This window comes from Streptomyces sp. NPDC088794, assembly GCF_044750545.1.
Lineage (GTDB): Bacteria > Actinomycetota > Actinomycetes > Streptomycetales > Streptomycetaceae > Streptomyces.
Genome location: NZ_JBIVKB010000020.1, coordinates 76,332 through 102,928, shown reverse-complemented (window position 1 = coordinate 102,928; position 26,597 = coordinate 76,332). Strand labels below are relative to the sequence as shown.

Here is a 26,597-nt window from a genome sequence, read left to right as displayed (position 1 = left end):
ACCTGGTTGAATCAGTGGATGGACTTGGAACTTTCCGAACTGCCCTTCGCCCTCCGTACCTATGGTCCCTCCGGCAACTGGTCCTATGAAGACGGCATTCTCACCGGGTGGGCCGGGCCCCGGCAGGATCGATTCGTGCCGCCTACCGATGAGGGACTGGATCCCGCTGCCGACGCGCCCAGGTTGCTCGGGGCGCCGGACGGGGACTTTCAGCTGATCGCCCGGGTCACCGTCGGGTTCGCCGGGGCCTTCGATGCCGGGGTGCTCTACGTCCATGTCGGTGACCGGGCCTGGGCGAAGCTCTGCCTGGAGTACTCCCCGGATGTGCCGACCGTCTGCACGGTGGTCACCCGGGGACACTCCGATGACGCCAACTCCTTCAGCGTGGAGGGGAGTTCGGTGTGGCTGCGGGTCAGCCGGACCGGACGGGCCTTCGCCTTCCACGCCTCCCGTGACGGAGAGCGGTGGACCTTCGTCCGGCTCTTCACACTGGGCGCCGAGAAGGAGACGGACGCGGCGCTCGTCGGGTTCATGACGCAGTCGCCGATGGGGGAGGGGTGTGTCGTGACGTACGACCACATCGAGTTCCGGGACAGCTGGCCCAGCGACCTGCGCGACGGAAGCTGAGCAGGAGCGTCAGGAGAAGCAGGGCCGCGCCGATGGCGAGGCTCACCCGCAGGCCGCCGGTGAATCCGTTGCCCACCAGCGCTCCGAACACCGCGATGCCGAGGCCGCCCGCCACCTGACGGGCCGAGTTGAACACGCCCGCCGCGAGGCCGGCCCGCTCGGCCGGGACCGCGTCCATCATGGCCGCGGTCAGCGGCGGGATCATCAGCGCGCAGCCGACGGCCATCGGTACGAGGAGCACCGCCACCAGCACCGCGGACGTGCCCTCGTCGACGTACAGCAGAAGCAGGAGTCCGGCCGCCGCCAGGGACTGGCCCAGCAGCATCGGGAGGCGGGGGCCGTGGCGGCCCGCCAGTTTGCCGGCGATCACGTTGGTGACCGGCATCAGGCCCGCCATCGGCAGGAACATCAGTCCGGTGTAGAGCGCGGACCGGCCCTGGACCTGCTGGAAGAACAGGGAGAAGACGAAGACGATGCCGTAGAAGGCCACGTTGCAGGCCGCGCCGGCGGCGACGGTCGTCGAGACGGTCTGGTCGCGGAACAGACCGAGCGGGACCACCGGGTGGGGGTGGCGCGACTCGACGAGGAGGAAGGCCGCGCCCGCCACGACGGCCACCACCAGCGCCACGAGGCCCGTCGTGCCGCCCTCGATCACCGCGAACGTGACGGCGGTGAGGGTGATCACCGCCGTCAGCTGGCCCGGCAGGTCCAGCGGGGCCGGTCGGCGCGGTGAGCGGGGCGCCCGGACCAGCAGGAGCAGGGCCAGGGCGCCGAGCGGCAGGTTGATGAAGAAGACGGCCCGCCAGTCCCAGGCCGTCGTCAGCGTGCCGCCCGCGACCGGACCCAGGGCCAGCGCCACCGCGCCGCCCGCCGACCATGTCGCCACCGCCCGGGACCGGCGTGCCGGATCGGCGTACGCCTGCCGGACCAGGGCGAGCGAGGCCGGCAGCACCACGGCCGCCGCCGCCCCCTGCGCCACCCGCGCCCCGATCAGCGTCGGCAGGTTCGGCGCGAGACCGCACGCCGCCGAGGCCAGCGTGAACACCGCGATGCCCAGGGCGTAGGCGCGGCTCGCCCCGGCCCGGTCCGCGAAGGCCCCGGTGGAGAGCATCAGGGCGGCGAACGCGAGCGTGTACGCGTCCACCACCCACTGCAGGCCCGACATCCCGCCGCCGAGCGCGGAGCCGATCGAGGGCAGGGCCACGTTCACCACGGACGAGTCGAGGGTGATCAGCGAGAAACCGAGGAGAGCGGCGGTGAGGGTGAGGCCGGGAGAGGGACGCGACTCCTTCAACTCGCTCCGGGTGTCGACTGGTTGCTTGTGCAGGAAGGTCCGGTCGGTGGGCATGTCCTCATGCTGCTGATCTCGGCACGGGTACGGTAGTGGCCTGAACGCCATGCATCCGGAGGTTCTGGCCATGCACCAGCTCAGGCGCCCCCGCCGGGTCGCCGTCGTCGCGGCGACCCCCGTCTCGATGTTCAACCTGGCCATCCCGGAGCTGCTGTTCGACCGGGTCGAGATCGACGGGGAACCGGGCTACGAGACGGTCATCTGCGCCCCGGAACCGGGTCCCGTCCCCACCACGGGGGGCCTCGAACTGCACGTACGGCAAGGCCTCGACGTCGTACGGGGCGCGGACATGGTCCTCGTCGTCGGCACGGGTCACCGGTACACACCCGACCCGCGCACGGTGACCGCCCTGCGCGAGGCCGCCGCCGCGGGCAAGCGCATCGCCTCCATCTGCAGCGGCGCGTTCGCCCTGGCCGAGGCCGGCCTGCTGGACGGCCGCCGGGCCACGACCTACTGGAACCAGGCCGAGGAACTGCGCAGGCGCTATCCGGAGGTCGACCTCACCGGCGACGTCCTCTACGTCCAGGACGGCCAGTTCCTGACCGCCTCCGGCTACGCCGCCGGCATCGACCTGTGCCTGCACATGATCCGCACCGACTACGGCGCCGCCGTCGCCAACGAGGTCGCCCGGCTCGCCCTGGTCGCGCCCGTACGGCCCGGCGGTCAGACCCAGTTCACCCACACCCCGCTGCCGCCCGAGCGCGGCGAGGCCTGCGCCGACACCCGCGGCTGGGCCATGCGCCACCTCGACCGGCCGCTCACCCTCACCGACCTGGCCCGGCACGCGGGCGTCAGCGTGCGCACCCTCACCCGCCGCTTCCACGCCGAGAGCGGGGTCAGCCCGTTGCAGTGGCTGCTGCACCAACGCGTCGAGCGGGCACGGGAGTTGCTGGAGACCACCGCCCTGCCCATGGACCAGGTGGCCCGCGCCTGCGGCCTCGGCACGGCCGACTCGCTGCGCGCCCACGTGGTCCGCAGGACCGGTCTGACGCCGAGCGCCTACCGGGCGCAGTTCAGCCGGCTCGGAACCGGAGCGGCCGTGGACTCGTCATCGGTTGCATGATCAGAGAGCAAGCCGCGGTCGGCCGGGTGATCCGTACGGTCCTGCCCGCCGAGGTCGCGACCGTCACCGCCCTGCACGCGCGCGCCCGGGCCACGTACTACCCCGAAGGGGTCCCGGACGACGGCACCGACTGGCTCGCCGCCTGGCAGGGCGCCATCGAGCGGCCCGAGGGGCATGTGCTGTGCCTCGTCGAGCGGGGTCGCATCGTCGGGCTCGCCTCCTTCCGCACCCCGCAGGGCGCCCCCGCCGACACGGTCAAGCTGTTCCAGTTCCATGTCGACCCCGACCACTGGCGCTCCGGCGTCGGTACGTCCCTGCACACGGCCTGCGTGGAGCAGTGGCGGGCCGACGGCCGACGGACGGCCGTCCTCGACGTGCACGTCGACAACCGGCGCGCCCAGGCCTTCTACGCCCGCCTGGGCTGGACGCCGGACCCGGAGAACCCGCCGGTCGACGGGGACCACCACCGCTACCTGCGCTTCACCGTGCCGGGAGCGGGCGGGCCCGGGGAATGAAATCGGCTGCCTGAACGTTCTTGCGGCCGGCGGAGGGACCCTCCGTATCCCTTCGAGCCGGAAAGAGCCGAGAGCATGCGCGTCGAGATCTGGTCGGACATCGCCTGTCCCTGGTGCTACGTGGGCAAGGCCCGCTTCGAGAAGGCGCTGGCCGCGTTCCCGCACCGCGAGCAGGTCGAGGTGGTGCACCGCTCCTTCGAACTGGACCCCGGGCGGGCCAAGACCGACGTCCAGCCGGTGATCGGCATGCTCACGAAGAAGTACGGCATGAGCCAGGCGCAGGCCCGGGCCGGTGAGGAGAACCTGGGCGCGCAGGCCGCCGCCGAGGGTCTGGCGTACCGCACCGAGGACCGCGACCACGGCAACACCTTCGACATGCACCGCCTGCTGCACCTCGCCAAGGAGCAGGGCCGCCAGGACGAGCTGATCCAGGCCTTCTACCAGGCGAACTTCGCCGAGGAGCGCTCCGTCTTCGCCGAGGGCGACGAGCGGCTCGTCGAACTCGCCGTGACCGCGGGACTCGAAGCCGAGGACGCCCGCAAGGTGCTCGCCGACCCGACCGCCTACGCCGACGACGTCCGCGCCGACGAGCGCGAGGCCGCCGAACTCGGCGCGAACGGCGTGCCGTTCTTCGTCCTCGACCGCAAGTACGGCGTCTCCGGCGCCCAGCCCGCCGAGGTCTTCACACAGGCGCTGAGCCAGGCGTGGGGCGAGCGGTCGCCCCTGACGCTGATCGACCAGGGGGGCGCGGGCGGCGACGCCGAGGCGTGCGGTCCGGACGGGTGCGCGGTGCCGCCTCGGCCGTAAAGGCACAGGTCAGGGCGGACGTATAAGCGTTCCTTAGCGGTACCCCGTAAGAATCGGCAATGGACTACGAGTTCCGGCGGGCCCACAGTGGATCCATGGAGACCACGGAGAGCACGGAGACCGCCGGGACCGACGCCGACTTCGCGCGCCTCGTCCGGGCCGAGTTCGCCCCGAGGAACACCTACCTCAACAGCGCGAGCAGCGGGCTGATACCGGCCCGCACGGTGACCGCCATGCGGATCGCCGTGGAAGCGGCGGCCGCCGGGGCGCCGACCGACATGTTCGGCGACGTCGAGGCGAGCCGGGCCTCCTTCGCGCGACTGGTCGGGGTGCCCGGACGCCGGGTGGCGGCCGGGGCCTCGGTCGCCGTCTACAGCGGCCTGGTCGCCGCGTCGCTGCCCGCGGGCGCCGAAGTCCTCACGGCCGAGGGCGACTTCAGTTCCACCGTCAACCCCTTCCATGTCCGCTCCGAACTCAAGGTGCGCAGCGTGCCGTTGGAGCGGCTCGCCGAGTCGGTGCGGCCCGGCACCGCCCTCGTCGCGGTCAGCGCCGCGCAGTCCGCCGACGGCCGGGTCGCCGACCTGCCCGCGATCCGCGCGGCGGCCCGCGAGCACGGGGCGCGTACGTACATCGACGCGTCACAGGCGGCCGGTTGGCTGGACTTCGACGCGGACGACTACGACTACTCCGCCTGCGTCGCCTTCAAGTGGCTCGTCTGCCCGCGGGGCGTGACCTTCCTGGTCGTCCCGGAGGACCTCGGCGCACTGCCCCCGCTGTTCGCCGGCTGGGTGGCGGGGGAGCACCCCTGGGACTCCTGCTACGGCCCCGTCGAGGAACTCGCCCACTCCGCACGGCGGTTCGACGAGAGCCCCGCCCTCTTCTCCTACGCCGGCGCCCGCCACTCGCTCCAACTGCTGGAGGAACTGGGGGTGGACGCCGTGCGCGCCCACGACCTCGCCCTCGCCGACCGCTTCCGCGCGGGCCTGGCCGCGATCGGCCACGAGCCCGTCCCGTCACCCGGCTCGCCGATCGTCTCCGTACCCGGACTCGGCGTCCGCCAGGGCGAGTTGAGCGCCGCCGGGGTCGAGGTCTCCAACCGCGCGGGCAACCTGCGTGCCGCCTTTCACATGTACAACACGTCCACCGACGTCGACCGGCTGCTGGACGTCCTGTCCTCCTGAACCACTGGCGCGGCGCCCGCCCGGACGCTAGGAAGGGCACCAGGGGTGGTGGTGCCGGTGGAGATCACGGGCGATACGTCCATGCAACTCGCCGTCGACGCGGAGCTGCACAGGCGGCTGGTCTACGGGGACGAGTCCGCGCTCGCCGAGGCGTACACGGCGTACGGCTCGCTGGTGCGGCGCGTCGCGGTGCGGGTCACCCGCAGCGCGGGCGCCGCCGAGGACGTGGCGCAGGAGGTCTTCGCCCAGCTGTGGAGCAGGCCGTACGCCTTCGACGCGCGCCGCGGCAGCCTGCGTTCCTGGCTGTCCATGCTGGCCCACCGGCGGGCCGTGGACTGGGTGCGCAGCGAGGCACGGCATCGCAAGGACGTCCGCGCCGACGACTCGGCCCTGCACGCCATCCCGGACGCCGCACCAGGCCCCGACGAGGCGGTCGTCGACCGCGAGCGCTCCCTCCTGCTGCACTCCGCCCTCGCCGAACTCCCGCAGCCACAACGGGAGGTGGTGCATCTGGCCTACTTCGCGGGCCGCACCTACCGGCAGGTTGCCGTCGAACTCGGCATCCCCGAGGGCACCGCGAAGACCCGGCTGCGCACGGCTTTACGCACCTTGGCCGAGTCTTTGGCCGACCCACCGGACCCCGCGCTCGAAAGGGGCGCATGATGGCGACAGGGCGCAGGACGGAGCGTTCGACGGAGAAAGGCGGGGCACGGTGACCGACGACCACGACGGCGTACGCGAGCTGCTGGCCGCCTGGGCCTTCGACGCCCTGTCACCGGCCGAGGAACGCCTGGTCGCGCCCCATCTCGCCGAGTGCCCGAGCTGCGCGGCCCAGGCACGGCGGCTGCGGGAGACGGTACGGCTGCTGGACGGGCCGGTGTCGGACGGGCCGGTGTCGGGCGGGCCGGTGTCGGACGGACCGGCGGCGAACGGGCTGCCGAGCGCGCCCGCCGCGTCCGGGGCGGCCACCGGCGCCTCCGACATCCTCGCCTACGCCCGCCGCCTGCGCCCCGCCGCACCCCCGGTCGCCGCCCACGCCGCGCCCTACGCGGCCGCCGTCGCCGGGCTCAAGGCGTTGCTGGCCGAGGCGGACGGGCGGTGGGGGACGCCGGTCGTGCACGACTGGGACGTCCACGCGACCGTCGCGCACCTGCTGGCCGCCGACGAGCCCCTCGCCGGGCGGCTCGGCATCGCGGCCCGGGTGCCGTCGTCGCGGACCGAAGTGGATGAAGAAGGCACAGCCTGGCAGGACGCCTGGAATCGGCGCAGCGCCGACGTCATCGTGCGCGAACACGGCCGTACGCCCCAGGAGACGGTCGCCGACTGGGCCGCGCAGGCCGCCGCGCTGCTCGCCGCGCCCGAGGCCCACGACCCCGAACCGGCGGGCCGGGCCACGGTGTTGATGGGGGTGCGGCTGCCCGTCGCCGACCACTTCGTGGTGCGCGCCTTCGAGACGTGGATCCACACCGACGACATCGGCCGCGCCCTCGGCCTGCCCGTTCCGCCGCCGCCCGCCGTCCACCTGGACCGGCTGGTCCGGCTGGCGGTCCGCGTCCTGGGCCTCGCGCTCGGCCCGACGGCACCCCCGGTGCTGTTCGCGATCGCCGGCGGCGAGCGGTGGGTGCTGGGCTCCGAGGACGAGCCGGTACGCGCCGAACTCACCCTGGACCCGGTCGACTTCTGTCTCCTGGTCGGCGGCCGGTACGCCCCCGACGAAGTGCCGCACACCACCTCGGGCGACCCGGGCGCGGTCGGCGACGTACTGGAGCGGGCGGCGGCACTGGCCTGGCTGTGACGCCTGGCCGTGACACCGCCCGCTGCTCTCCTGCCGACTACATCACCGGTCGGCTACTTCACCGGCGTGAAGTCCCGTGCCCCGATGAACTCCGGGCGCCGGACCGGCGCGGCGAACGGCTCCACGGCCTCGTTCTCCACGCTGTTGAACACGATGAACACGTTGCTGCGCGGGAACGGCGTGATGTTGTCGCCGGAGCCGTGCATGCAGTTGCAGTCGAACCAGGTCGCCGAACCGGCCTTGCCCGTGAACAACTTGATGCCGTACTCGCCGGCCAGCTCGGTCAGTGCCTCGTCGGACGGTGTGCCCGCGTCCTGCATCTGGAGCGACTTCTTGTAGTTGTCCGAGGGCGTGGCGCCCGCGCACCCGAGGTACGTGCGGTGCGAGCCCGGCATGATCATGAGCCCGCCGTTGGTGTCGTGGTTCTCGGTCAGCGCGATCGAGACGGACACCGTCCGCATGTTCGGCAGCCCGTCCTCGGCGTGCCAGGTCTCGAAGTCCGAGTGCCAGTAGAAGCCGCCGGCCCCGAAGCCCGGCTTGACGTTGATCCGCGACTGGTGGACGTACACGTCCGAGCCGAGGATCTGCCGGGCCCGGCCGACGACCCGCTCGTCGCGCACCAGGTTCGCGAAGACCTCGCTGATCCGGTGCACCTCGAAGACGGAGCGGATCTCCTTGGACTTCGGCTCGATGATGGAGCGTTCGTCGGCCCGGATCGCCGGATCGGCCAGCAGCCGCTCCAACTCCTTGTGGTAGACGGCCACTTCGTCCGCGCCGATGAGCTGGTCGACGGCGAGGAAGCCGTCGTTCTCGAACGAGCGCAGGCCGTCGGCCGCGATGGGTCCCGGGGTGTCGAGGGGGCCCCACACGACGGGGTCCTTGCGCGGGATCGACACCTCGGTGGTGCCGCGGCTGGGGTAGAGATCGGTGACGGTGGTCATGGTGATGTCACACCTCCTCGTGTGCGGACTCCGGCCCGGGTTCGGTGAGCAGCGGGTAGACGCCGTTCTCGTCGTGGTCCTCCCGGCCGGTCACGGGCGGGTTGAACACGCAGATGCAGCGGAAGTCCTCCTTGACCCGCAGCGTGTGCCGCTCGTGCCCGTTCAGGAGATAGGTCGTGCCGGGCGTGATGTGGTACGTCGTCCCGGTCTCGCGGTCGGTCAGTTCGGCGTCGCCCTCGACGCAGACGACGGCCTCGATGTGGTTCGCGTACCACATGTCCGTCTGCGTACCCGCGTACAGGATCGTCTCGTGCACGGAGAAGCCGACCCGCTCCTTGGCGAGGACGACGCGTTTGCTCTCCCAGGTGCCGGACGCGGCCCGTACGTGGCGGTCGGTGCCTTCGATGTCCTTGAACGAACGGACGATCACGGTGGTGCGATCCCTCCTAGGTGGTACGGAAAGGTGTGCTGTGCGGTGTGCTGTCAGGCGGTCTCGCGGACGGCCCGGGCGAGGACGGTCAGGCCCTCGTCGAGTTCCTCGGGGGTGATGGTCAGCGCCGGGAGCAGTTTCACGACCTCGCTCTGCGGGCCCGACGTCTCGATGAGCAGCCCGAGTTCGAAGGCGCGCCGCGCGATCCGCTCGGCCCGCGCCGGCTCCAGGAACTCCATGCCCCACACGAGCCCGCGACCGCGGTACTCCTTGATGTCGGCGCGGTTCTCCTCGGTGATGGCGGCGAAGGCCTGCTCGATCTGCTCGCCGCGCGCCCGGGTCTGTTTCTCCATCGCGGACCCGTCCGCCCAGTACGCCTCGAGCGTGGCGGTGGCCGTGACGAACGCGGGGTTGTTGCCGCGGAAGGTGCCGTTGTGCTCGCCCGGCTCCCAGATGTCCAGCTCGGGCTTGAACAGGCACAGCGACATGGGCAGTCCGTAGCCGCTGATCGACTTGGACACGGTGACGATGTCGGGCGTGATGCCGGCCTCCTCGAACGAGAAGAACGCGCCGGTGCGTCCGCAGCCCATCTGGATGTCGTCGACGATGAGCAGCATGTCCTGCCGCTCGCACAACTCGGCGAGCGCGCGCAGCCATTCGGGCCGCGCCACGTTGATGCCGCCCTCGCCCTGCACGGTCTCGACGATCACGGCCGCGGGCTTGTTGAGCCCTGAGCCCTGGTCCTCCAGGAGCCGCTCGAACCACAGGAAGTCCGGGACCGTCCCCTCGAAGTAGTTGTCGAAGGGCATCGGCGTGCCGTGCACCAGCGGTATCCCGGCACCGGCCCGCTTGAAGGCGTTGCCGGTCACGGCGAGCGAGCCCAGCGACATTCCGTGGAAGGCGTTGGTGAACGACACGATCGCCTCGCGGCCCTTCACCTTCCGCGCCAGCTTCAGCGCGGACTCGACGGCGTTGGTGCCGGTGGGGCCCGGGAACATGACCTTGTACGGCAGATCACGCGGCCGCAGCACCAGGTCCTGGAAGGTCTGGAGGAAGGCGCGTTTGGCGGTGGTCGACATGTCGAGCCCGTGCGTGACGCCGTCCCGCTCCAGGTAGTCGATCAACGCCCGTTTCAGGACAGGGTTGTTGTGCCCGTAGTTCAGCGAGCCGGCGCCGGCGAAGAAGTCCAGGTACTCGTGGCCGTCCTCGTCGTACATACGGCTGCCCTGCGCGCGGTCGAAGACGGTGGGCCAGCCGCGGCAGTAGCTGCGTACCTCGGACTCGACGGTCTCGAAGACGCTGAGGTCGGGCTGGGTGATGGTCACGACGAATCGCTCCTCGGTGCGTGGGGGTCAGGCGGAGGGGTCGGACGGAGAGGGTCAGGCAGCAGGGGTCGGGGAGAGGGGACCGATGCGGTGGAGGACCTCGGGGTCGTGCGGCCCGTCGGGGAACAGGCCGGTGTCGAACAGCACCTCGCGCTCCAGACGGGCGCCGTGCCGCTCGGCGAACGCGCTGAACAACCGCTCGGAGGCGGTGTTGCCCGGCGTGATGGTGGTCTCGACGGTACGGAGGTCCTGGTCGGCGGCGATCCGCGCGACCAGGCCGTCCAGCAGGGAGGCGGCGAGCCCGCGTCCGCGGTACGCCTCGTCCACCGCCACCTGCCAGACCAGCAGGGTGCCGGGCCGGTCGGGCCGGACGTACCCGGTGACGAACCCGACCGGGTCCCCGCTCTCGTCGCGCGCCACCGCGGAGGTCGCGGCGAAGTCCCGGCACCACAGCAGATAGCTGTACGACGAGTTCAGGTCGAGCGCCTTCGACTCCTTCGCGATCCGCCACAGCGCGGCGCCGTCCGTCACCGACGGACGGTCGATTCGCAGTTCGGCTTGCAGTTCCGCTTGTCCCGCAGTCATGGGAATTGAATTTACCGAGGGAAATTCGAAATTGCATCGCCGCAAGGGGTTACGGGCAGAGGGCTCCTGTGTTATCGCGCGGGCGTGGGTGGCCACGCGGAAACTGGTCGGAAGATGGTGATTTGCCCACCACAAAAACCACAAAACGACCACGATGTGTAACGCGTCACAACCGTACAACCCCCGCGTAACTCCCGCGAAATCTTTGCGTTTGGCCCGAAAAAAAGCGGGCAGGAGAAAGTGGGAAGCTGCGCTCGGGAATTCGGGAAGTGAATTCTGGAATTCCCCTGGAATTAGGCTCCGGTAACCCCGTCGAGGTTCACGTCGAGTCCCCGTTCCCGCATCGCCGCCCCGAGCGCCGCGAGGCTCGCCCGCACCACCTCCGGCGTCGCGTCCGCCCCGTAGTGATTGACCCGGATCATCTCCTTGGCCAGCGCTCCGCCGCCCGCGGCCAGCGGCACCGAGGGGTCGACGGCCAGCGCCCGCGCGACCAGCTCCGAGGCGTCGACGCCGGCCGGCGTCCGCAGGGTCGTGGCGACCGGTGCCGCGTCCCGGGCCTCGTGGACGTACGGCTCAAGGCCCCCGCCCAGCGCGAGCGCCCCCGCCCGCGTCGCCGCCGCGGCGGACGCGTGGCGGGCCATGACCGTGGGGAGCCCCGCCGCCTCGATCCGCTCGACGCACGCCTCGAGGGCGAGCATCTCCAGCTGTGCCGGAGCGTGCGGCAGCGCCTTGCGGCCGGCGTCGGTCCAGCGCTCCTTCCAGTCCAGGAGCGAGAGGTAGGAGCGGCGCGGCGCCCGCGGGTTGGCCGCCATCCGTGCCCAGGCCCGCGCGCTCACCGACACCGCCGACACGCCCGCCGGGCCGCCCATCGCCTTCTGCGCCCCGATCACGCACAGGTCCACGCCCCACGCGTCCGGCAGCACCGGCTCGGCGCCGACGGAGGCGACCGCGTCCACATAGAACAGCGCGCCCCGCTCCCGTACGACCTCGCCGATCTCCGCGACCGGGTTGGTGTTGCCGGTCGCCGCCTCCGCGTGGACCAGGGAGACGAAGTCGATCGAGGGGTGCGCGGCGAAGGCCTCGCGGATCTGCTCGGCCGTGACGGCCGTGTGGAAGGGCACCGCCAGATCGATCACCGTCGCCCCGCAGTCCCGCAGCCAGTCCCCGAAGGTCTGTCCGTAGGGGCCGGTGATGACGTTGAGCGCGGTCGTCCCGGGACCGGCGGTGGAGCGGATCGCGCCCTCCAGGGGCAGCAGCGCCTCGCCCTGGGTGATCACGACGTCCTGCCGGGTGTCGAGCAGCCGGGCCACCCGGTCCTCGATCGAGGCGAAGCGCGCGGCGGTCAGCGGAGGGAGGTCGAGGAAGGGGTGGGTCACGGCGGTGCTCTCTTCACTCACGGGCGGTACGCGCAGGCGGTACTCACGGGTCGTCGGCTCGATCGAGGGTAGCTTCCTCCCGTGTCACTCCCGTCACTTGAGAGTTCCTAGGCCAGACGGCTCTCAAGCCATGGGAATGGTTTGAGAGACCCAAGCATCTCCTTATAATCAGAACCCCCACTTCCCCCACTGGAGGTCTCCGTGAACACCGTCCTCGGTCGCCGGGCCCGCGTCCTGGCCGCCACCACCGCGACGGCCGGGCTGGTCCTCGTGGCCGGCTGTACCTCGACCGACAGCGGTAGCAGTTCGAAGACGTCCGGTGGGGTCGCGCTCGTCAAGTCCGGGCAGCTCACCACCTGCACCCATCTGCCCTACCCGCCCTTCCAGTCGGAGATCGACGGCAAGGTGCAGGGCTTCGACGTCTCGCTGATCGACCTGGTGGCGAAGGACCTCGGGGTGAAGCAGGAGATCCTCGACACGCCCTTCGAGAACTTCAAGACCGGCGCCTTCCTCAACTCCGGCGAGTGCGACCTGGCCGCGGCCGGCATGACCATCACGGCCGAGCGCAAGAAGAACGTGGACTTCTCGGACCCGTATTTTGACGCAACGCAGGCCGTCCTCGTCGACAAGAACAGCGGCATCGAGTCCTTCGCCGACCTCAAGGGCCAGAAGGTCGGCGCCCAGGCGCAGACCACCGGCGAGGACTACGTCAAGGGCAAGGGCCTGGACCCGGTCTCCTTCGAGTCCTCCGACGCCGTCCTCAACGGCCTGCGCACCGGCCAGGTCAAGGCCGTCGTCATCGACTACCCCGTCGTCCAGGGCTGGTTGAAGGACAAGGCCAACGCGGCCGCCTTCAAGGTCGCCGACAACATCAACACCGGTGAGGAGTACGGCTTCACGGTCAAGAAGGGCAACACCAAGCTGCTCGCCGCGGTCAACAAGGCGCTCAGCGAAGCGAAGTCGGACGGCACGTACAAGAAGCTGTACGAGCAGTGGATCGGTCCCTACGACGCATCGGCCGCCTCGCCCGCCGCGTCCGCCTCCGCTTCATGACCGGCATCGACGCTCAACTCCAGCCCCGCAAAAAGGGACTGACACGGAGTCAGAAGCGCAGCCTGTCGCGCGGTGCGCAGTACGTCCTCTTCGTCGCCGCCGTGATCGCCTTCGCGGTCTCGGCGGACTGGGGGCGGCTGAAGAACCAGTTCGCGCAGTGGGACATCGCCAAGCAGATGTTCCCGGACGTCATCACGCTGGCGCTGAAGAACACCGTCCTGTACACGCTGTCCGGCTTCGTCGTCGGACTGGCGCTGGGCATGCTGATCGCGCTGATGCGGCTGTCGTCCGTGGGCCCCTACCGCTGGGTCGCCGGCATCTACATCGAGATCTTCCGCGGCCTGCCCGCCCTGCTGATCTTCATCTTCATCGGGGTCGCCGTCCCGCTGGCCTTCCCCGGCACGGAGATCGTCGGCGGCACCTACGGCAAGGTGGCCCTCGCGCTCGGTCTGGTCGCCGCGGCCTACATGGCGGAGACCATCAGGGCGGGCATCCAGGCGGTGCCCAAGGGGCAGCTGGAGGCGGCCCGTTCGCTCGGTTTCTCACCGGCGCGCGCGATGATCTCGATCGTCATCCCGCAGGCCTTCCGCATCATCCTGCCGCCGCTGACCAACGAGTTGGTGCTCCTCTTCAAGGACTCCTCCCTCGTCCTGTTCCTCGGCGTCACCCTGGAGGAGCGCGAACTGTCCAAGTACGGCCGGGACCTGGCCAGCCAGACCGCCAACTCCACGCCGATCCTGGTCGCCGGCCTGTGCTATCTGCTGGTCACCATCCCGCTCGGCTTCGTCGTGCGCCGCATGGAGGCGAAGGCCCAGGAGGCCGTGAAATGACCGAGACCACCGCTCATGGGGCCGGTCCGCGGACGTCGGGCCCGGAGATCGAAGTACGCGGCCTGTACAAGTCGTTCGGCGACAACGAGGTCCTCAAGGGCATCGACCTGGAGATCCGGCGCGGCGAGGTCGTCTGTGTCATCGGCCCGTCCGGCTCCGGCAAGTCCACGCTCCTGCGCTGCGTGAACCTGCTCGAAGAGCCCACCAAGGGGCAGGTGTTCGTCGGCGGCACCGAACTCACCGACCCGGACGTGGACATCGACGCCGTACGTCGTCGTATCGGCATGGTCTTCCAGCAGTTCAACCTCTTCCCGCACCTCACCGTGACCGAGAACCTCACGCTGCCGCAGCGGCGGGTGCTGCGGCGGAGCAAGGCCGAGGCGGCGAAGGTGGCCGCCGAGAACCTGGAGCGGGTGGGCCTCACGGAGAAGGCGGACGCCTACCCCGCCTCGCTCTCCGGCGGCCAGCAGCAGCGCGTCGCGATCGCCCGCGCGCTGTCGATGGGCCCCGAGGTGATGCTCTTCGACGAGCCGACGTCCGCGCTCGACCCGGAACTCGTCGGAGACGTCCTCGCCGTCATGCGCATGCTCGCGCGCGAGGGCATGACCATGATGGTCGTCACCCACGAGATGACCTTCGCGCAGGAGGTCGCCGACCGGGCGGTCTTCATGGACGGCGGCGTCATCGTCGAGGACGGGGCACCCGCCCAGGTGATCGGCGACCCGAGCCACGAGCGGACCCGACACTTCCTGTCCCGGCTCCTCAACCCCGCGATGGCGGAGGTCGAGGAGGACATCGACTAGCGCGGACCGGCGCGTGTCTCGAAAGGGGCGTCGTCCTATCGTGCAGTCATGAGCGAACGCGCGATGCTGCACGTGAAGGGCCGGATCCTCGTCGGACCGGACGAGGTCCGGGACGAACTGTGGGTCGTCGACGGGCGGATCTCCTACGACCGTCCCGTCGGCGCCGGCTCCGACGACGTCCGTACGGTCGAGGGCTGGACCCTGCCCGGCCTGGTCGACGCCCACTGCCATGTCGGCCTCGGCGCGCACGGGCCCGTCCCGGAGGACGTCGCCGAGAAGCAGGCGCTGACCGACCGCGAGGCGGGCACCCTGCTGCTCCGGGACGCGGGTTCGCCCTCCGACACCCGGTGGGTCGACGACCGCGAGGACCTACCGAAGATCATCCGGGCCGGCCGGCACATCGCCCGCACCCGCCGCTACATCCGCGGCTACGCGCACGAGATCGAGCCTGCGGACCTGGTCGAGTACGTCGGCCGCGAAGCCGTCCGGGGCGACGGCTGGGTGAAGCTGGTCGGCGACTGGATCGACCGTGATCTCGGTGATCTGGCGCCCAGTTGGCCGCGGGACGCCGTCGAGCCGGCCATCGCCGAGGCCCACCGGCTCGGCGCCCGCGTCACCGCGCACTGCTTCGCCGAGAGCTCGCTGCGGGACCTGGTCGAAGCCGGTATCGACTGCGTCGAGCACGCGACCGGCCTCACCGACGACCTGATCCCGCTCTTCGCCGCCCGGGGCGTCGCGATCGTCCCGACCCTGGTCAACATCGCCACGTTCCCGCGGCTCGCGGACGGCGGCGAGGACAAGTTCCCCCGCTGGTCCGCCCATATGCGCCGGCTCCACGAACGCCGCTACGACACCGTCCGCAACGCCTACGACGCCGGCATCCCCGTGTACGTCGGCACGGACGCGGGCGGCACGCTCCCGCACGGCCTCGCGGCGGCCGAGGTGGCCGAACTGGTCACCGCCGGGATCCCGCCCCTTCAGGCCCTGTCGGCGACGGCCTGGGCCGCCCGGTCGTGGCTCGGGCGACCCGGCCTCGACGAGGGGGCGCCGGCCGACCTCGTGGTGTACGAGGCCGATCCGCGGGCCGACGTACGGGTGTTGGCGGCGCCGCGCCGGGTGGTGGTGAACGGGCGGGTCGTCGGCTGACGTCGGCAGTGGGTTGACGAGATGCGCGCCCTCTCGCGCGCCGGTACGTCAACCCCGTATTCGGACAGAAGGCGGTGCGGCGGGGGAGGAGTGGAACGCCTGTGCCGTGAGATTCGAAAACCTTCACGGGGAACCCACGTTGGGGTGAACTGGCGCTGGATTGACCCAAGTTCACTCGTCGTGCGTAATTCTTTCCGGGTCCCAAGCAAGTCTCCTCTGGGGGTCCCCACCTTGAACGGCAACAGCTTCCGCCTGCCCGCACGCCGCCTCGCCACCGTCGCGACGGTCACGGCCCTGGCCGCGGGTCCAGCGGTCCTGGGCGCGGCGGGCTCCGCACACGCGACCTCCGACCAGGGTCGCGCGAGCGCCGTCGTCCTGCGCACCGGGCTCGACGTGGCCCTGCTCAACAAGACCGTGAACGTCCCGCTCGCGGTCTCCCTGAACCAGGTCGAGGCGCCCGCGAGCGCCGAAAAGACCGCCCTGAGCGCCAAGTTGGACGGCGTCGACGGCGGAAAGCCCTTCAGCGTCCTGGCCGCGGACGTGGCGTCGGCGAAGTCCGCGGTCACCGCCACGAAGGCCGAGGGCCGCGCCGAACTCGTCCACGCCAGACTGCACGTCCCCGGTCTGCCCCTGCTGTCCCTGATCGAGATCGGACAGGTCAGTTCCAGGGCGACCTGCGAGGCGGGCAAGACCCCGACCGCCGAGGCGAACCTGCTCGGCTCGGTCACGGTCCTGGGCAAGAAGATCACGGTGACCGCCGGCGGCCCGACCGACGTCAAGGTCCCCGGCATCGGCGAGGTCCGCCTGGACCTGTCCAAGACGGAGACGACCTCGCGCACGGCGGCGGCCACCGCGCTCCAGCTCAAGGTCTCCATCAACCCGTTGAAGCTCAACGTCGCCGAGGTCGAGGGCACCCTGACCCTCGCCGAGTCCACCTGCGAGGCCCCACCCGCCCCCACGAAACCGACCCCGAAGCCGGCCGACGTCGAGCCGCAGAGCGGACCCGTCGAGGAGGCCGGCCTCGCCGAGACCGGCGGCAGCTCGATGACGCCGTACATCGCGGGCGGCGCGCTCGTGCTGCTCGTGGCGGGCGGCGGAGCGGTGGTGCTGGCGCGGCGCCGGGGCTGACCGGCTCAGCTCTCCGGGGCGCCGAACACGTACACCATGCAGGTGTTCGCGGCCTTGGCGAACGCCTAGTCCACCTGGGATGTCGTCCGCTCCAGCCAGTCAGCCAGTCAGCCAGTCAGCCGGCCGCGGCCGCCGGGTCGTTGCCCGGGAAGTCGAGGCCGGCGCAGGCCCGGTGGTGATCGTGTCGGTGGCCTCACTCCGCGGTTATCGCTGCGGTGGTCTCATCTCGCCAGCGTCACCGCCTGGTCCAGCGCCTGGAGGTAACGGTTCACGGTCGTGCGGTCCCGTACCGCCAGTCGCAGCCACTCCTCGCCGAGGCCCGGGAACGTGTCCCCGCGCCGGACCGCGAACCCGAGGTTGCGCAGGTGCCGGCGGACCACGTCGGCCCTGGGCAGCCGGATGAGGACGAAGGGGCCCTCGGCGGGCTCGACGACCCGCAGCCCGTCGGAGTCGAACTCGCTGAGCCCGGCGACGAGATGGGCGCGGTCCGCCGCGATGCGGTGGGCCGCGTGGGCCGCCTCCGCCAGGGCCCGCGGGCCGACACAGGCCTCGGCTGCGGCCAGCGCCGGTGTGGACACCGGCCACAGGGGCTGGGCGCGCTCCAGTTCCGCGATCGTCTCCGGGGCGGCGAGGACGTAACCGATGCGCAGCCCGGCCAGACCCCAGGTCTTGGTCAGGCTGCGCAGGACGACGAGACCGGGCACGTCCGTGCGCCCGGCAAGCGCCTCGCGCTCACCCGGCACCGCGTCCATGAACGCCTCGTCGACGACCAACGTCCGCCCGGGGCGGGCCAGTTGAGCCAGCACCGCGGCCGGGTGCAGGACCGACGTCGGGTTCGTCGGGTTGCCGACCAGGACCAGGTCTGCGTCCTCGGGGACCATCGCCGGGTCCAGCCGGAAGTCGTCCTCGGCGCGCAGCAGCACCCGGTCGACGGTGTGGCCCGCGTCCCGCAGCGCCGCCTCCGGCTCCGTGAACTGCGGGTGCACGACCACCGGGTGACGGACCTTCAGGGCGCGCGCCAGCAGCACGAACGCCTCGGCCGCACCCGCCGTCAGCAGCACCCGCTCCACCGGCAGCCCGTGCCGCGCGGCCACCGCGGCCCGCGCGGCCCGTCCGTCCGGATACGCGGCGAGCGAGCCCAGCGACTCGGCGATCCGCTCCCGCAGCCACGCCGGGGGCGTGTCGGCGCGGACGTTCACCGCCAGGTCGACGAGCGCGGCACCGCCGTCGCGGACCTCGGCGTCACCGTGATGGCGCAGATCGTGTGCACCGTCAATGCGCATGGGCGTGTCCGTCGTGGTGGTGCCCGTGGTGGTGATGACCGTCGTCGTCCGGGTGGAAGTGCGGCTGCTGCGGCAGCCCCACCTTGTCCTCGAACCCCGGCAACGCGATCCGGTACACACACGAGTCGCAGTTCATCCGCAGATCCCCCTCGACGGCCTCCCGGTACCGCTCCATCACCAGATCGAGCAGCTCCGGTTCGGGCCCGATGACCTCCGCGGACGACACCTCGACCTCGGGGTGCGCGGCCGCCCAGCCCTCGGTCTGCTGCTTCACCCGCTCCGGCAGGATCCCGGTGAAGAGGAAGTACGGCAGTACGACGATCCGTCGCGCACCCAGCCGGACGCACCGGTCCAGGCCGCTGGGCACATCCGGCGCCGCCAGCGACACGAACGCCGTCTCCACGCCCGCGTACCCACGCCCCTCCCACAACAGCCGCGCCGCCTTCAGCACTTCGGCGTTGGCGTCCGGGTCGGTGGAACCGCGGCCGACCAGCAGGACGGTCACGTCGGCCCGGTCGCGCGGTGTGCGGGCGGACTCGCCGAGCACCTCGTCGAGCCGCCGCTCCAGGACCGCCAGCAGCGACGGGTGCGGGCCCAGCGGACGCCCGTAGGTGTACGAGATCCCCGGGTGCCGCTCCTTCTCGCGGGACAGCGCCGCCGGGATGTCCCCCTTGGCGTGGCCGGCGGACACCAGCATCAGCGGAACGGCCGCGAACCGACGTACGCCCCGCTCCACCAGCTCGGTGACCGCCTCGCCCAGCGGCGGCGCGGACAGTTCGATGAAGCCGCCCGCGACGGGCAGTTCGGGATGACGGCGGCCCAGCTCCCGGACGAAGTCGCGGAACGCCTCGGCTCCGGCCTGGTCCCGAGTGCCGTGGCCGGCGATGAGCAGGGCGGGCGGGGTGGTCACGATTTCTCCTCGGAGGACGGAACGGAAGACGAGACAGAAGCTGAAGTGGAGTGTGAAGGCGACAGCGAAGTGGGGTGGTACAGCAGGGCGTTGAGCGCGGCGGCGGCCACCGCCGAACCGCCCTTCTCGGACACGTTGCTCACGGCGGGCAGCCCGCTCGCGCGCAACGCGGCCTTGGACTCGGCCGCGCCGACGAAGCCGACGGGCAGGCCGATGACGAGCGCGGGGGAGACGTCCAGGGTCAGCAACTCCTCCAGGGCGGTGGGCGCGTTGCCGATCACCCACAGCGCGCCGGGCCCGACCTCCTCGTACGCGAGCCGGATCGCGTGGGCCGAACGCGTCAGCCCCGGACCGGACTCGGCGTCCCGGAGCCGGCAGACGGTCTCCCGCCGGGTGATCCCGGCCGCGACCATCTCCACGTCCACGACGACGGGCGCCCCGGCGTGCAGCGCGGCATGCGCGGTCGCCAACTCGCCCTCGTCCAGGACGAGATCGGTCGCGTAGTCGAGGTCGGCGGCGGAGTGGATGACCCGCTCCACGACCGCGCGGCTCAGCGGCGGGAAGTGCGAGGTGTCGAGGCGGGCGCGCAGCCGTCGGTAGGACTCCACCTCGATCGGATGAACCACCCGGTCCACACCGTTCACATGGTCCATACGGTTCACTGGGCGCCCTCCTGCCAGCGGTAGCCGCGCGGGGTCACCATGCGCCCGGCGATCTCACGGGTCGCCGTGTTGCCCACGGTCACGACCGTCATCATGTCGACCGTCACCGGATCCAGCGAGAGCAGGGTCGTGACCCGGCTGGATTCGTCCGGCCGTGACGCGTTGCGTACGACCCCGACCGGCGTCGTCGGCTCCCGGTGCTCGGCGAGGATCGCCAGGGCCTTGGGCAGCTGCCAGTCCCGGCCGCGGCTGCGCGGGTTGTAGAACGTCACGACGATGTCCGCCTCGGCCGCCGCCCGCACCCGCCGCTCGATGATCTCCCACGGTGTGTGCAGATCGGAGAGGCTGATGGAGACGTGGTCGTGGCCGAGCGGCGCGCCGAGGATCGCCGAGGCGGCCAACGCGGCGGTCACGCCCGGGACTCCGACCACCTCGATGTCGTCCGAGGCCTCCGCGAGCGCCGGCGAGGCCATGGCGTACACGCCCGCGTCCCCGCTGCCGATCAGCGCGACGGCATGCCCCGCGCGGGCCTCGGCCACGGCGGTACGGGCCCGCTCCTCCTCGGCGCCCAGACCCGACTCCAGGACCCGGGTGCCGGGCCGCAGCAGATCGCGGATCTGGTCCACGTACTGGTCGAGCCCCACGAGCACGGAGGCGCGCCGCAGTTCGGCCTTGGCGCGCGGGGTGAGCAGGTCGCGGGCGCCGGGCCCGAGCCCGACCACCGCGAGCCGGCCGCGCGCGGGCCGCCGTACGACGGCACAGGTCGCCATCGCCGCTTGCCCGTCGGCACGCTCCGACTTCCGCTTGGGGACAAGGAGTTCGCCCCCGCCCACGAGCGCGGCGGCCTCCGCGACGGACGGCGTGCCCACGGCCGCGAGGGGCGCGTCGGACGGATTGGGCACCTCCACGGCTGCCAGCTCCTCGGCGGAGTGGGCCACCAGCGGCACGCCCAGCCGCTGGGCCGCCTGGATGATGCCGGGCTCGTCCGCCTTGGCGTCGACGGTGGCGAGTTCGGCGATGTTGCCGACCGAGAGTCCCGCCGCACGCAGGGCGTCCGAGATCAACCCGAGCACCTCGTTCACCGGTGCGCCCTTGGACGCGCCGACGCCGACGACGAGGGACGGCGGTCGCAGCACGACCTCCCGCTCGGCCGGTTCGACGACGCGATCGGTGACGCGGATGACGTACGCACCACCCTGGTCCGACACCGGAAGCGGCGGCAACGGCCATGCCAACTCGGCGTCCAGGGTGACGGGTTCGCCGTCCAGAAGCGCTCGGGAGACTCCGGCGACATCGCCCTCCACAGGGAACCCGAGCGTGTCGAGCCCCGGCACGCCGACCGCGTCCGTCGCCGTCGTCACCACGGGCTCGGCGTCCAGCAACTCGCCGACCTCGCGGGCGAGTTCGTTGGCCCCGCCGCCGTGTCCGCCGACCAGCGACACGGCGAACCGGCCGGCCTCGTCGACGCACACGACCCCGGGGTCGGTCCGCTTGTCGTGCAACAGGGGTGCCAGCAGCCGCACCACGGCCCCCGTGGCCAGGAAGCACACGAGCTGCTCGCACTGAGCGAACGCGGTCCGTACGGCGTCCCCGACGGGACCCTCGTACACGCGCGTCCGCTCCGGCCACGCCGCGGCCAGCCGGTCGCGCGCCGCCGCCCCCGCCGCGGTGGCGGAAATGAGGCCGATCACTGAGCAACTCCTTCATGAGGGGCGGGGGTTCGAGTCCCCCAGAGCAGAAAGACAGGGTTGGTCGCCGCCAGCCGGGTCACGTCACCCGGCAGCGGCGCGAGTCGCGAGGACTGCAACAGCACCCCGTCGCAGTCGAACCCGGCGCCGACGAGCGCCTGACGCGTGGCCGGCACCCGGTCGAGGGCGGCCATCGCGACGACGACCGAACGCCGGGCCCGCCGGGCGCACGCGGTGACGATGGAAGGCAGCTCGCGCCCGCCGCCACCGATGAACACGGCGTCCGGATCGTCGAGTTGGGACAGCGCGACCGGTGCCTCGCCGTGCACCACCCGCACCTCGACTCCGTGGGCGGCGGCATTGGCGCGGATCCGCTCGGCACCGTCCGCGGTCTTCTCGACGGCGACGACGGCGGCCCCGAGCCGCGCGCACTCGACGGCCACGGACCCGGACCCCGCGCCGACGTCCCAGACCAGTTCACCGAGCCGGGGCCCGAGCCGGGCCAGCGCCAGCGCCCGTACCTCGAACTTGGTGATCATCGAGTCGCGGTGCGTGAACTCCCGCTCGTCCAGAGCCCACTGGTCGGGTCCGACGGCCGCTCCCGCCACCGTCCGTACGGCGCCCGCCGCCCGGGTCTCGTCCAGGCACAGGACGACACTCACCGCCGTACCCCAGTCCCGGCCAGCGGCCTCGGCGGCCGTCACCCGCTCCACCCGCTCCCGCTCCGGATCACCCAGCGCACTCGCCACGACCAGCACCCGCCCACCGGGCAGCGCGGCACCCAACTCGGCGGGCCCGGCGCCCGGTCCGGTCAACACGGCCACCTTGGGATGCGCCCGACACACGTTCACCGCGGTCCGCAGCTCCCGCCCGTGCGCGCTCACCACCACCGCGTCGTCCCAGGTCAGCCCGAGCCGCGCGAACGCGGTCGCGACGGACGAGACGCCGGGCCGCACGTCCAGCACCCCGGACCCGAACCGCTCGGCCAGCGCCCGCACGATCCCGAAGAACCCGGGGTCGCCCGAGGCCAGCACGACGACGGGCCGGTCCTTGCCGACGTACTCCTCGATCGCGTCGAGCGCCGGCGCCAGCGGCCCGAGCACGATCCGCTCGGCCGTCTCCGGCAGCCGTACGGCGTCCAGGTGCCGCCGCCCGCCGACGACCAGCTCGGCGCCGGCCAGCGCCTCCGGGGCGAGGGGCGCCCCCGTCCCCGTACCGATGACGGTGATCACGTACTCGCCCCTCGCTCGCGCAACGCCCGACGGGCCTCAGGATCCGCCTTGCGGAAGCCGTGGAAGTGACCGGGGTGGTACAGATGCGAGCGCGTGCCCTCGGCGGCCAGCGCGGGCCCGACCAGGAACAGCGTGTGCTTCCACAGCTTGTGCTCCTTGACCGTCTCCTCCAGCGTGCCGATCGTGCACCGCACGAGCAGTTCCTCCGGCCAGGTCGCCTGGTAGGCGACCACGACCGGGGTCGACGTCGGATAGCCGCCCTCCAGCAGCTCCCGCACCAGCTGCCCGCTGCGGGCAGCCGAGAGGAAGACCGCCATGGTGGTGCCGTGCCGGGCGAACTCGCGGACCTCCTCGCCGGGCGGCATCGGCGTCTTGCCGCCGCCGAGCCGGGTCAGGACGACGGACTGCGCGACCTCGGGGATGGTCAGCTCGCGCTGCGCGAGGGCGGCGACGGCCGAGAAGGCGGAGACCCCGGGCACGATCTCGGTCGCGATCCCGATCCGGGCACACCGGTCGAGCTGCTCCTGGGTGCCGCCCCACAGGGCCGGGTCGCCGGAGTGGATACGCGCGACCCGCAGCCCCTCCTCGTACGCCCGCTCGTACACGTCGACGACGTCCTCCAGCGACATGGTCGCCGAGTCGAGGATCTCCGCACCCTCGCGCGCATGTTCGAGTACATCCTCCTGGACCAGACTCGCGGCCCAGATCACGACGTCGGCCTCGGCGATGGCGCGCGCGGCACGGAACGTCAGCAGGTCGGCGGCGCCGGGGCCGGCACCGACGAAGGTCACCTTGCCGGTGGGGGCATCGGCCATCAGAAAACGGTCCTCTCTGGACAAAAAGTCTTACGGGTGGTGCCGCCGCGCCCGCTGGATGTGCGCGAACGGGGGTTGATCGGATAGCAAGGGCACATGGCGGTCTTCGTCGCGCTCGGCGCGTTCCTGATGACGCTGGCCGGCGGCTGGACGGCACAGCGGGTCACCGACCGCCGCCATCTGGTCCTCGGCCTGGCGGGTGGCCTGATGCTGGGCGTGGTCGGCCTGGACCTGCTGCCGGAGGCGTTGCAGGCCGCAGGGGACGACGTCTTCGGCGTACCGGCGGCCCTGCTCCTGTTCGTGGCCGGCTTCCTGCTGGCCCATCTGGTCGAACGCCTGCTCGCCGCCCGCCAGGCCTCCCACGGCGGGGACGAGCACAACGGCCGCGCGCCCGAGGTGGGCCTCACGGCGGCCTCGGCGATGGTCGGCCACAGCGCCATGGACGGCGTGGCGATCGGCGCGGCCTTCCAGGTCGGCGGCGGCATGGGCACGGCGGTCGCGCTGGCCGTGGTCGCCCACGACTTCGCGGACGGCTTCAACACGTACACGATCACGAGCCTGTACGGAAACGCCCGCCGCAAGGCGCTGACCATGCTGTTCGCGGACGCGCTCGCCCCGGTCGTCGGCGCGGCCTCGACCGCCTTCGTGAGCATCCCCGAGGGCCTGCTCGGCGGCTATCTCGGCCTCTTCGCCGGCGTGCTCCTCTACCTGGCCGCCGCCGAGATCCTCCCCGAGGCCCACCACGAACACCCCGCCCGCTCGACCCTGCTGTGCACGGTCGCGGGCGTGGGCTTCATCTGGCTGGTGGTGGGCCTGGCCGGTTGAGCGGGCGGCCGGCCCATGGGCCGATGGCCGGTGGGGTCTCACAATTTCCCACCCCGCCCGCCGTCGCGCCGCGCGGGGGCGATGAGCGTGGAGAGATACGGCAACGGAGTCCCGTCCAGCTCGGCGGCGGGCCGGATGGACTCGGACTCAAGACCCAGGGCCGACCCCCACACCGCGTCCTCGAGCCGGCCGGTCTCCCGCAGGGCCTCGGCGACCTCACCGGCCTGCCGCCCGAACTTGTACGCGACGACCGTGCCGGGCCCGGCGAGCGCGTCCTTGAGCACGGCGGCCCCGGCGGTGACGGGCACGAGGGTGAGCGGCTCGGTGCCTTCGGTCAGCACGGCCCCCGACCTCGCGGCGAGGTCCTGCATGGCGGTGATCCCGGGCACGGTCTCGATGAGGACACCCGGCACCGACTCGCCGATGGTCTGCGCGAGATAGGTGAAGGTCGAATAGACATTGGGGTCGCCGATGGTGGCGAAGGCGACGTTCCCGCGCTCGCGCAGCAGCTGCGCCACGTGCTCCCCGGCGGCATCCCAGGCGGCCTCGCGCCGCGCCCGGTCGCTGCGCTCGTTGAGGGCGAACACGACCCGCAGGACCTTCTCCTGGGGCACGTAGTGCAACACGGTCGCCTCGGCCCGCCCCCGCTCACCCGTGTCCATGACCGGCACGACGACGACATCGGCGGCCCGCAGCGCGTTGACGCCCTTGACGGTCACCAGCTCGGGATCGCCGGGACCCACCCCGACTCCGATCAGCTTGCTGCTCATGACGTCCGGCACCTCTCGACGAACCTAAGGGCGACACCGGGCTCGGAGGCCCAGTGCGTATGCAGATAACTCGCGTGCACGCTGTCCTGCACGAAACCTTCGAGACGCCGCGTCGGAGTCCGCATGCCCCAAGCGGCAACGGCTCCGGCCCCCGGCTCGACGACCGTCCGATGAAACTCGTGCCCGCGCATCCGCGTCCCGGCCACCGCGAGCACGCTGTCACTCACGGCCACGGCATCCCGATACCCGAGCGTGAGCCGCTCGCTCATCCGCGCACCCGCGTCGAGCACCCCGCACATCGGCAGCCCGTCCAACTCCCGACACAGATAAAGCAACCCGGCACACTCGGCGGCAACGGGAGCGCCGGTCTCTGCGAGGGCGGTAACGGCTTTACGGAGGGATTCGTTGGCGGACAGCTCGTCGGCATACACCTCGGGAAACCCGCCCCCGATGACCAACCCGGCGGTCCCGTCCGGAAGTTCCTCATCACGCAGCGGATCAAAGGTGACGACGTCGGCCCCGGCGGCGCTGAGCAACTCGGCGTGCTCGGCGTAGGAGAAGGTAAAGGCGGGCCCACCGGCAACGGCAACTCGCGGGCGGGGATGCCGGGTTAGGCCTTCGCCTTGCAGCCCCTCCGGCGTTTGAGGAGCGGGGTCCGGGGCGGAGCCCCAGGATGGGACGGGTAGGGGCGGCGAGGGCGAGGAAGCCAAAGCCTCAGCCGCATCCCAACCCGCACAACCCAACACCCCCGCACCGCGTGCCAGCGCAAGCAACCCCTCCAGATCACACCCACGCTCAACCTGCGCGGCCATCGCCGCAACGGCCTCCATCGCCGCAGCCCGTCGCTCGGCGACCGGCACCAACCCCAGATGCCTCGCCGGCACATCCACCTGAGCCACCCGCCGCAACACCCCGAGCACCGGCACCCCGGCCGACTCCAACGCCTCCCGCAGCAACTCCTCATGCCGATCGGAGGCGACCTTGTTCAGAATCACGCCCCCGACCCGAACCTCCGGATCCCACGAGGCGAACCCATGCACCAACGCCGCAACCGACCGGGACTGCGAAGACGCGTCGACCACAAGCACCACAGGCGCCCGCAGCAACTTCGCCACATGCGCGGTGGACGCCAACTCGCCCTCCCCGGCAGCCCCGTCGTACATCCCCATCACACCCTCGACAACCGCGAGATCACACCCGCGCGCCCCATGCGCGAACAGCGGCCCGACCAACTCCGGCCCGCACAGATACGCGTCGAGGTTCCGCCCCACCCGCCCGGTGGCGAGCGCGTGATACCCGGGATCGATGTAGTCGGGCCCGACCTTGTGCGGAGACACGCTGAGCCCCCGCGCGGTCAGCGCGGCCATCAACCCCGTGGCAACGGTGGTCTTGCCGCTGCCGGAGGACGGCGCGGCGATGACCAGTCGGGGCACGGAGGACGAGGAAGAAGTCACGG

The 26,597-nt window shown here is 71.8% G+C and carries 27 protein-coding genes; 13 read left to right on the top strand and 14 right to left on the bottom strand.

Translation table 11 applies throughout. From position 1 onward, the window contains the following. The first annotated feature begins 18 nt into the window (after window positions 1-18). Window positions 19-627, top strand: a complete 609-nt coding sequence (locus ACIP6U_RS41525) for a DUF1349 domain-containing protein (protein WP_401727954.1) — start codon at window positions 19-21, stop codon at window positions 625-627. On the opposite strand, the gene ACIP6U_RS41520 is transcribed toward ACIP6U_RS41525, so the two are convergent. Next, window positions 530-1,975 carry an MFS transporter gene (locus tag ACIP6U_RS41520; protein WP_401727952.1) on the bottom strand — a complete coding sequence of 482 codons (1,446 nt, stop codon included), beginning with the start codon at window positions 1,973-1,975 and terminating at the stop codon, window positions 530-532. The genes ACIP6U_RS41525 and ACIP6U_RS41520 overlap by 98 nt on opposite strands. 70 nt (window positions 1,976-2,045) lie before the next feature. Here ACIP6U_RS41520 and ACIP6U_RS41515 point away from each other — a divergent pair, with 70 nt between their 5' ends. The 6 genes from ACIP6U_RS41515 (at window position 2,046) to ACIP6U_RS41490 (ending at window position 7,339) form a co-directional block, all read left to right on the top strand. Next, window positions 2,046-3,041: a GlxA family transcriptional regulator gene (locus ACIP6U_RS41515; protein ID WP_401727950.1), complete on the top strand. Its 996-nt coding sequence runs from the start codon at window positions 2,046-2,048 to the stop codon at window positions 3,039-3,041. After that, window positions 3,038-3,556 (top strand): GNAT family N-acetyltransferase, encoded by a 519-nt coding sequence (locus ACIP6U_RS41510; protein WP_401727949.1) that lies wholly within the window; start codon window positions 3,038-3,040, stop codon window positions 3,554-3,556. The genes ACIP6U_RS41515 and ACIP6U_RS41510 overlap by 4 nt, the downstream gene beginning before the upstream one ends. A gap of 75 nt (window positions 3,557-3,631) precedes the next feature. Further along, window positions 3,632-4,363, top strand: coding sequence for a DsbA family oxidoreductase (locus tag ACIP6U_RS41505; RefSeq protein WP_401727948.1), 732 nt, complete (start codon window positions 3,632-3,634; stop codon window positions 4,361-4,363). A gap of 59 nt (window positions 4,364-4,422) precedes the next feature. Next, on the top strand, window positions 4,423-5,544 hold the full coding sequence (locus tag ACIP6U_RS41500; RefSeq protein ID WP_401727946.1) for an aminotransferase class V-fold PLP-dependent enzyme: 1,122 nt from the start codon (window positions 4,423-4,425) through the stop codon (window positions 5,542-5,544). Window positions 5,545-5,589: 45 nt separating this feature from the next. Then, complete coding sequence (locus ACIP6U_RS41495; protein ID WP_401727945.1) at window positions 5,590-6,207, top strand: RNA polymerase sigma factor; 618 nt, start codon at window positions 5,590-5,592, stop codon at window positions 6,205-6,207. A 49-nt stretch (window positions 6,208-6,256) separates the two neighbouring features. Continuing rightward, window positions 6,257-7,339, top strand: a complete 1,083-nt coding sequence (locus ACIP6U_RS41490; RefSeq protein WP_401727944.1) for a maleylpyruvate isomerase family mycothiol-dependent enzyme — start codon at window positions 6,257-6,259, stop codon at window positions 7,337-7,339. A gap of 53 nt (window positions 7,340-7,392) precedes the next feature. On the opposite strand, the gene thpD is transcribed toward ACIP6U_RS41490, so the two are convergent. From thpD to ACIP6U_RS41465, 5 genes are all read right to left on the bottom strand, one after another. After that, entirely contained in the window at window positions 7,393-8,280 is an 888-nt protein-coding gene (gene thpD / locus ACIP6U_RS41485; protein ID WP_401727943.1) for an ectoine hydroxylase, read from the bottom strand. Window positions 8,281-8,287: 7 nt separating this feature from the next. Beyond that, window positions 8,288-8,710: an ectoine synthase gene (locus ACIP6U_RS41480; RefSeq protein WP_401727942.1), complete on the bottom strand. Its 423-nt coding sequence runs from the start codon at window positions 8,708-8,710 to the stop codon at window positions 8,288-8,290. A 53-nt stretch (window positions 8,711-8,763) separates the two neighbouring features. Beyond that, complete coding sequence (gene ectB / locus ACIP6U_RS41475; RefSeq protein ID WP_401727940.1) at window positions 8,764-10,035, bottom strand: diaminobutyrate--2-oxoglutarate transaminase; 1,272 nt, start codon at window positions 10,033-10,035, stop codon at window positions 8,764-8,766. Between the two features lie 54 nt (window positions 10,036-10,089). Beyond that, window positions 10,090-10,620 (bottom strand): diaminobutyrate acetyltransferase, encoded by a 531-nt coding sequence (ectA, locus tag ACIP6U_RS41470; protein ID WP_401727939.1) that lies wholly within the window; start codon window positions 10,618-10,620, stop codon window positions 10,090-10,092. Between the two features lie 293 nt (window positions 10,621-10,913). Then, complete coding sequence (locus ACIP6U_RS41465) at window positions 10,914-11,996, bottom strand: pyridoxal-phosphate-dependent aminotransferase family protein (protein WP_401728100.1); 1,083 nt, start codon at window positions 11,994-11,996, stop codon at window positions 10,914-10,916. 201 nt (window positions 11,997-12,197) lie between these two features. Here ACIP6U_RS41465 and ACIP6U_RS41460 point away from each other — a divergent pair, with 201 nt between their 5' ends. The 5 genes from ACIP6U_RS41460 to ACIP6U_RS41440 all read left to right on the top strand — a co-directional run bounded on the left by ACIP6U_RS41460 (window position 12,198) and on the right by ACIP6U_RS41440 (window position 16,956). After that, window positions 12,198-13,049, top strand: a complete 852-nt coding sequence (locus ACIP6U_RS41460; RefSeq protein WP_401727937.1) for a transporter substrate-binding domain-containing protein — start codon at window positions 12,198-12,200, stop codon at window positions 13,047-13,049. After that, the gene (locus ACIP6U_RS41455) at window positions 13,046-13,879 is read left to right on the top strand and encodes an amino acid ABC transporter permease (protein WP_401727936.1); all 834 of its coding nucleotides are present in this window, start codon (window positions 13,046-13,048) and stop codon (window positions 13,877-13,879) included. Before ACIP6U_RS41460 ends, ACIP6U_RS41455 begins: the two co-directional genes overlap by 4 nt. Further along, complete coding sequence (locus tag ACIP6U_RS41450) at window positions 13,876-14,682, top strand: amino acid ABC transporter ATP-binding protein (protein ID WP_401727935.1); 807 nt, start codon at window positions 13,876-13,878, stop codon at window positions 14,680-14,682. Before ACIP6U_RS41455 ends, ACIP6U_RS41450 begins: the two co-directional genes overlap by 4 nt. Window positions 14,683-14,730: 48 nt before the next feature. Then, window positions 14,731-15,828, top strand: coding sequence for an amidohydrolase family protein (locus tag ACIP6U_RS41445; protein WP_401727934.1), 1,098 nt, complete (start codon window positions 14,731-14,733; stop codon window positions 15,826-15,828). Window positions 15,829-16,059: 231 nt separating this feature from the next. Beyond that, a complete protein-coding gene (locus ACIP6U_RS41440) occupies window positions 16,060-16,956 on the top strand; it encodes an SCO1860 family LAETG-anchored protein (protein ID WP_401727933.1) in 897 nt (298 codons plus the stop codon). A 221-nt stretch (window positions 16,957-17,177) separates the two neighbouring features. On the opposite strand, the gene cobC is transcribed toward ACIP6U_RS41440, so the two are convergent. The 6 genes from cobC to cobM are packed head-to-tail and all read right to left on the bottom strand — an operon-like array spanning window position 17,178 to window position 23,546. Further along, a complete protein-coding gene (gene cobC, locus ACIP6U_RS41435) occupies window positions 17,178-18,239 on the bottom strand; it encodes an Rv2231c family pyridoxal phosphate-dependent protein CobC (protein WP_401727932.1) in 1,062 nt (353 codons plus the stop codon). Then, window positions 18,229-19,152, bottom strand: coding sequence for a sirohydrochlorin chelatase (locus ACIP6U_RS41430; protein WP_401728098.1), 924 nt, complete (start codon window positions 19,150-19,152; stop codon window positions 18,229-18,231). The genes cobC and ACIP6U_RS41430 overlap by 11 nt, the downstream gene beginning before the upstream one ends. Next, window positions 19,146-19,784: a precorrin-8X methylmutase gene (locus ACIP6U_RS41425; protein ID WP_401728096.1), complete on the bottom strand. Its 639-nt coding sequence runs from the start codon at window positions 19,782-19,784 to the stop codon at window positions 19,146-19,148. Before ACIP6U_RS41425 ends, ACIP6U_RS41430 begins: the two co-directional genes overlap by 7 nt. Before the next feature lie 23 nt (window positions 19,785-19,807). Further along, window positions 19,808-21,502, bottom strand: a complete 1,695-nt coding sequence (gene cobJ, locus ACIP6U_RS41420) for a precorrin-3B C(17)-methyltransferase (protein WP_401727931.1) — start codon at window positions 21,500-21,502, stop codon at window positions 19,808-19,810. Beyond that, window positions 21,499-22,731, bottom strand: coding sequence for a precorrin-6y C5,15-methyltransferase (decarboxylating) subunit CbiE (gene cbiE, locus ACIP6U_RS41415; protein ID WP_401727930.1), 1,233 nt, complete (start codon window positions 22,729-22,731; stop codon window positions 21,499-21,501). The genes cobJ and cbiE overlap by 4 nt, the downstream gene beginning before the upstream one ends. After that, the gene (cobM, locus tag ACIP6U_RS41410) at window positions 22,728-23,546 is read right to left on the bottom strand and encodes a precorrin-4 C(11)-methyltransferase (RefSeq protein WP_401727928.1); all 819 of its coding nucleotides are present in this window, start codon (window positions 23,544-23,546) and stop codon (window positions 22,728-22,730) included. Before cobM ends, cbiE begins: the two co-directional genes overlap by 4 nt. A 96-nt stretch (window positions 23,547-23,642) precedes the next feature. Here cobM and ACIP6U_RS41405 point away from each other — a divergent pair, with 96 nt between their 5' ends. Further along, window positions 23,643-24,371 carry a ZIP family metal transporter gene (locus tag ACIP6U_RS41405; RefSeq protein ID WP_401727927.1) on the top strand — a complete coding sequence of 243 codons (729 nt, stop codon included), beginning with the start codon at window positions 23,643-23,645 and terminating at the stop codon, window positions 24,369-24,371. A 38-nt stretch (window positions 24,372-24,409) separates the two neighbouring features. On the opposite strand, the gene cobI is transcribed toward ACIP6U_RS41405, so the two are convergent. Both cobI and ACIP6U_RS41395 read right to left on the bottom strand, forming a co-directional pair. After that, the gene (gene cobI, locus ACIP6U_RS41400) at window positions 24,410-25,141 is read right to left on the bottom strand and encodes a precorrin-2 C(20)-methyltransferase (protein WP_401727926.1); all 732 of its coding nucleotides are present in this window, start codon (window positions 25,139-25,141) and stop codon (window positions 24,410-24,412) included. Continuing rightward, a complete protein-coding gene (locus tag ACIP6U_RS41395; RefSeq protein ID WP_401727924.1) occupies window positions 25,138-26,595 on the bottom strand; it encodes a cobyrinate a,c-diamide synthase in 1,458 nt (485 codons plus the stop codon). The genes cobI and ACIP6U_RS41395 overlap by 4 nt, the downstream gene beginning before the upstream one ends. Between the last annotated feature and the right edge of the window lie 2 nt (window positions 26,596-26,597).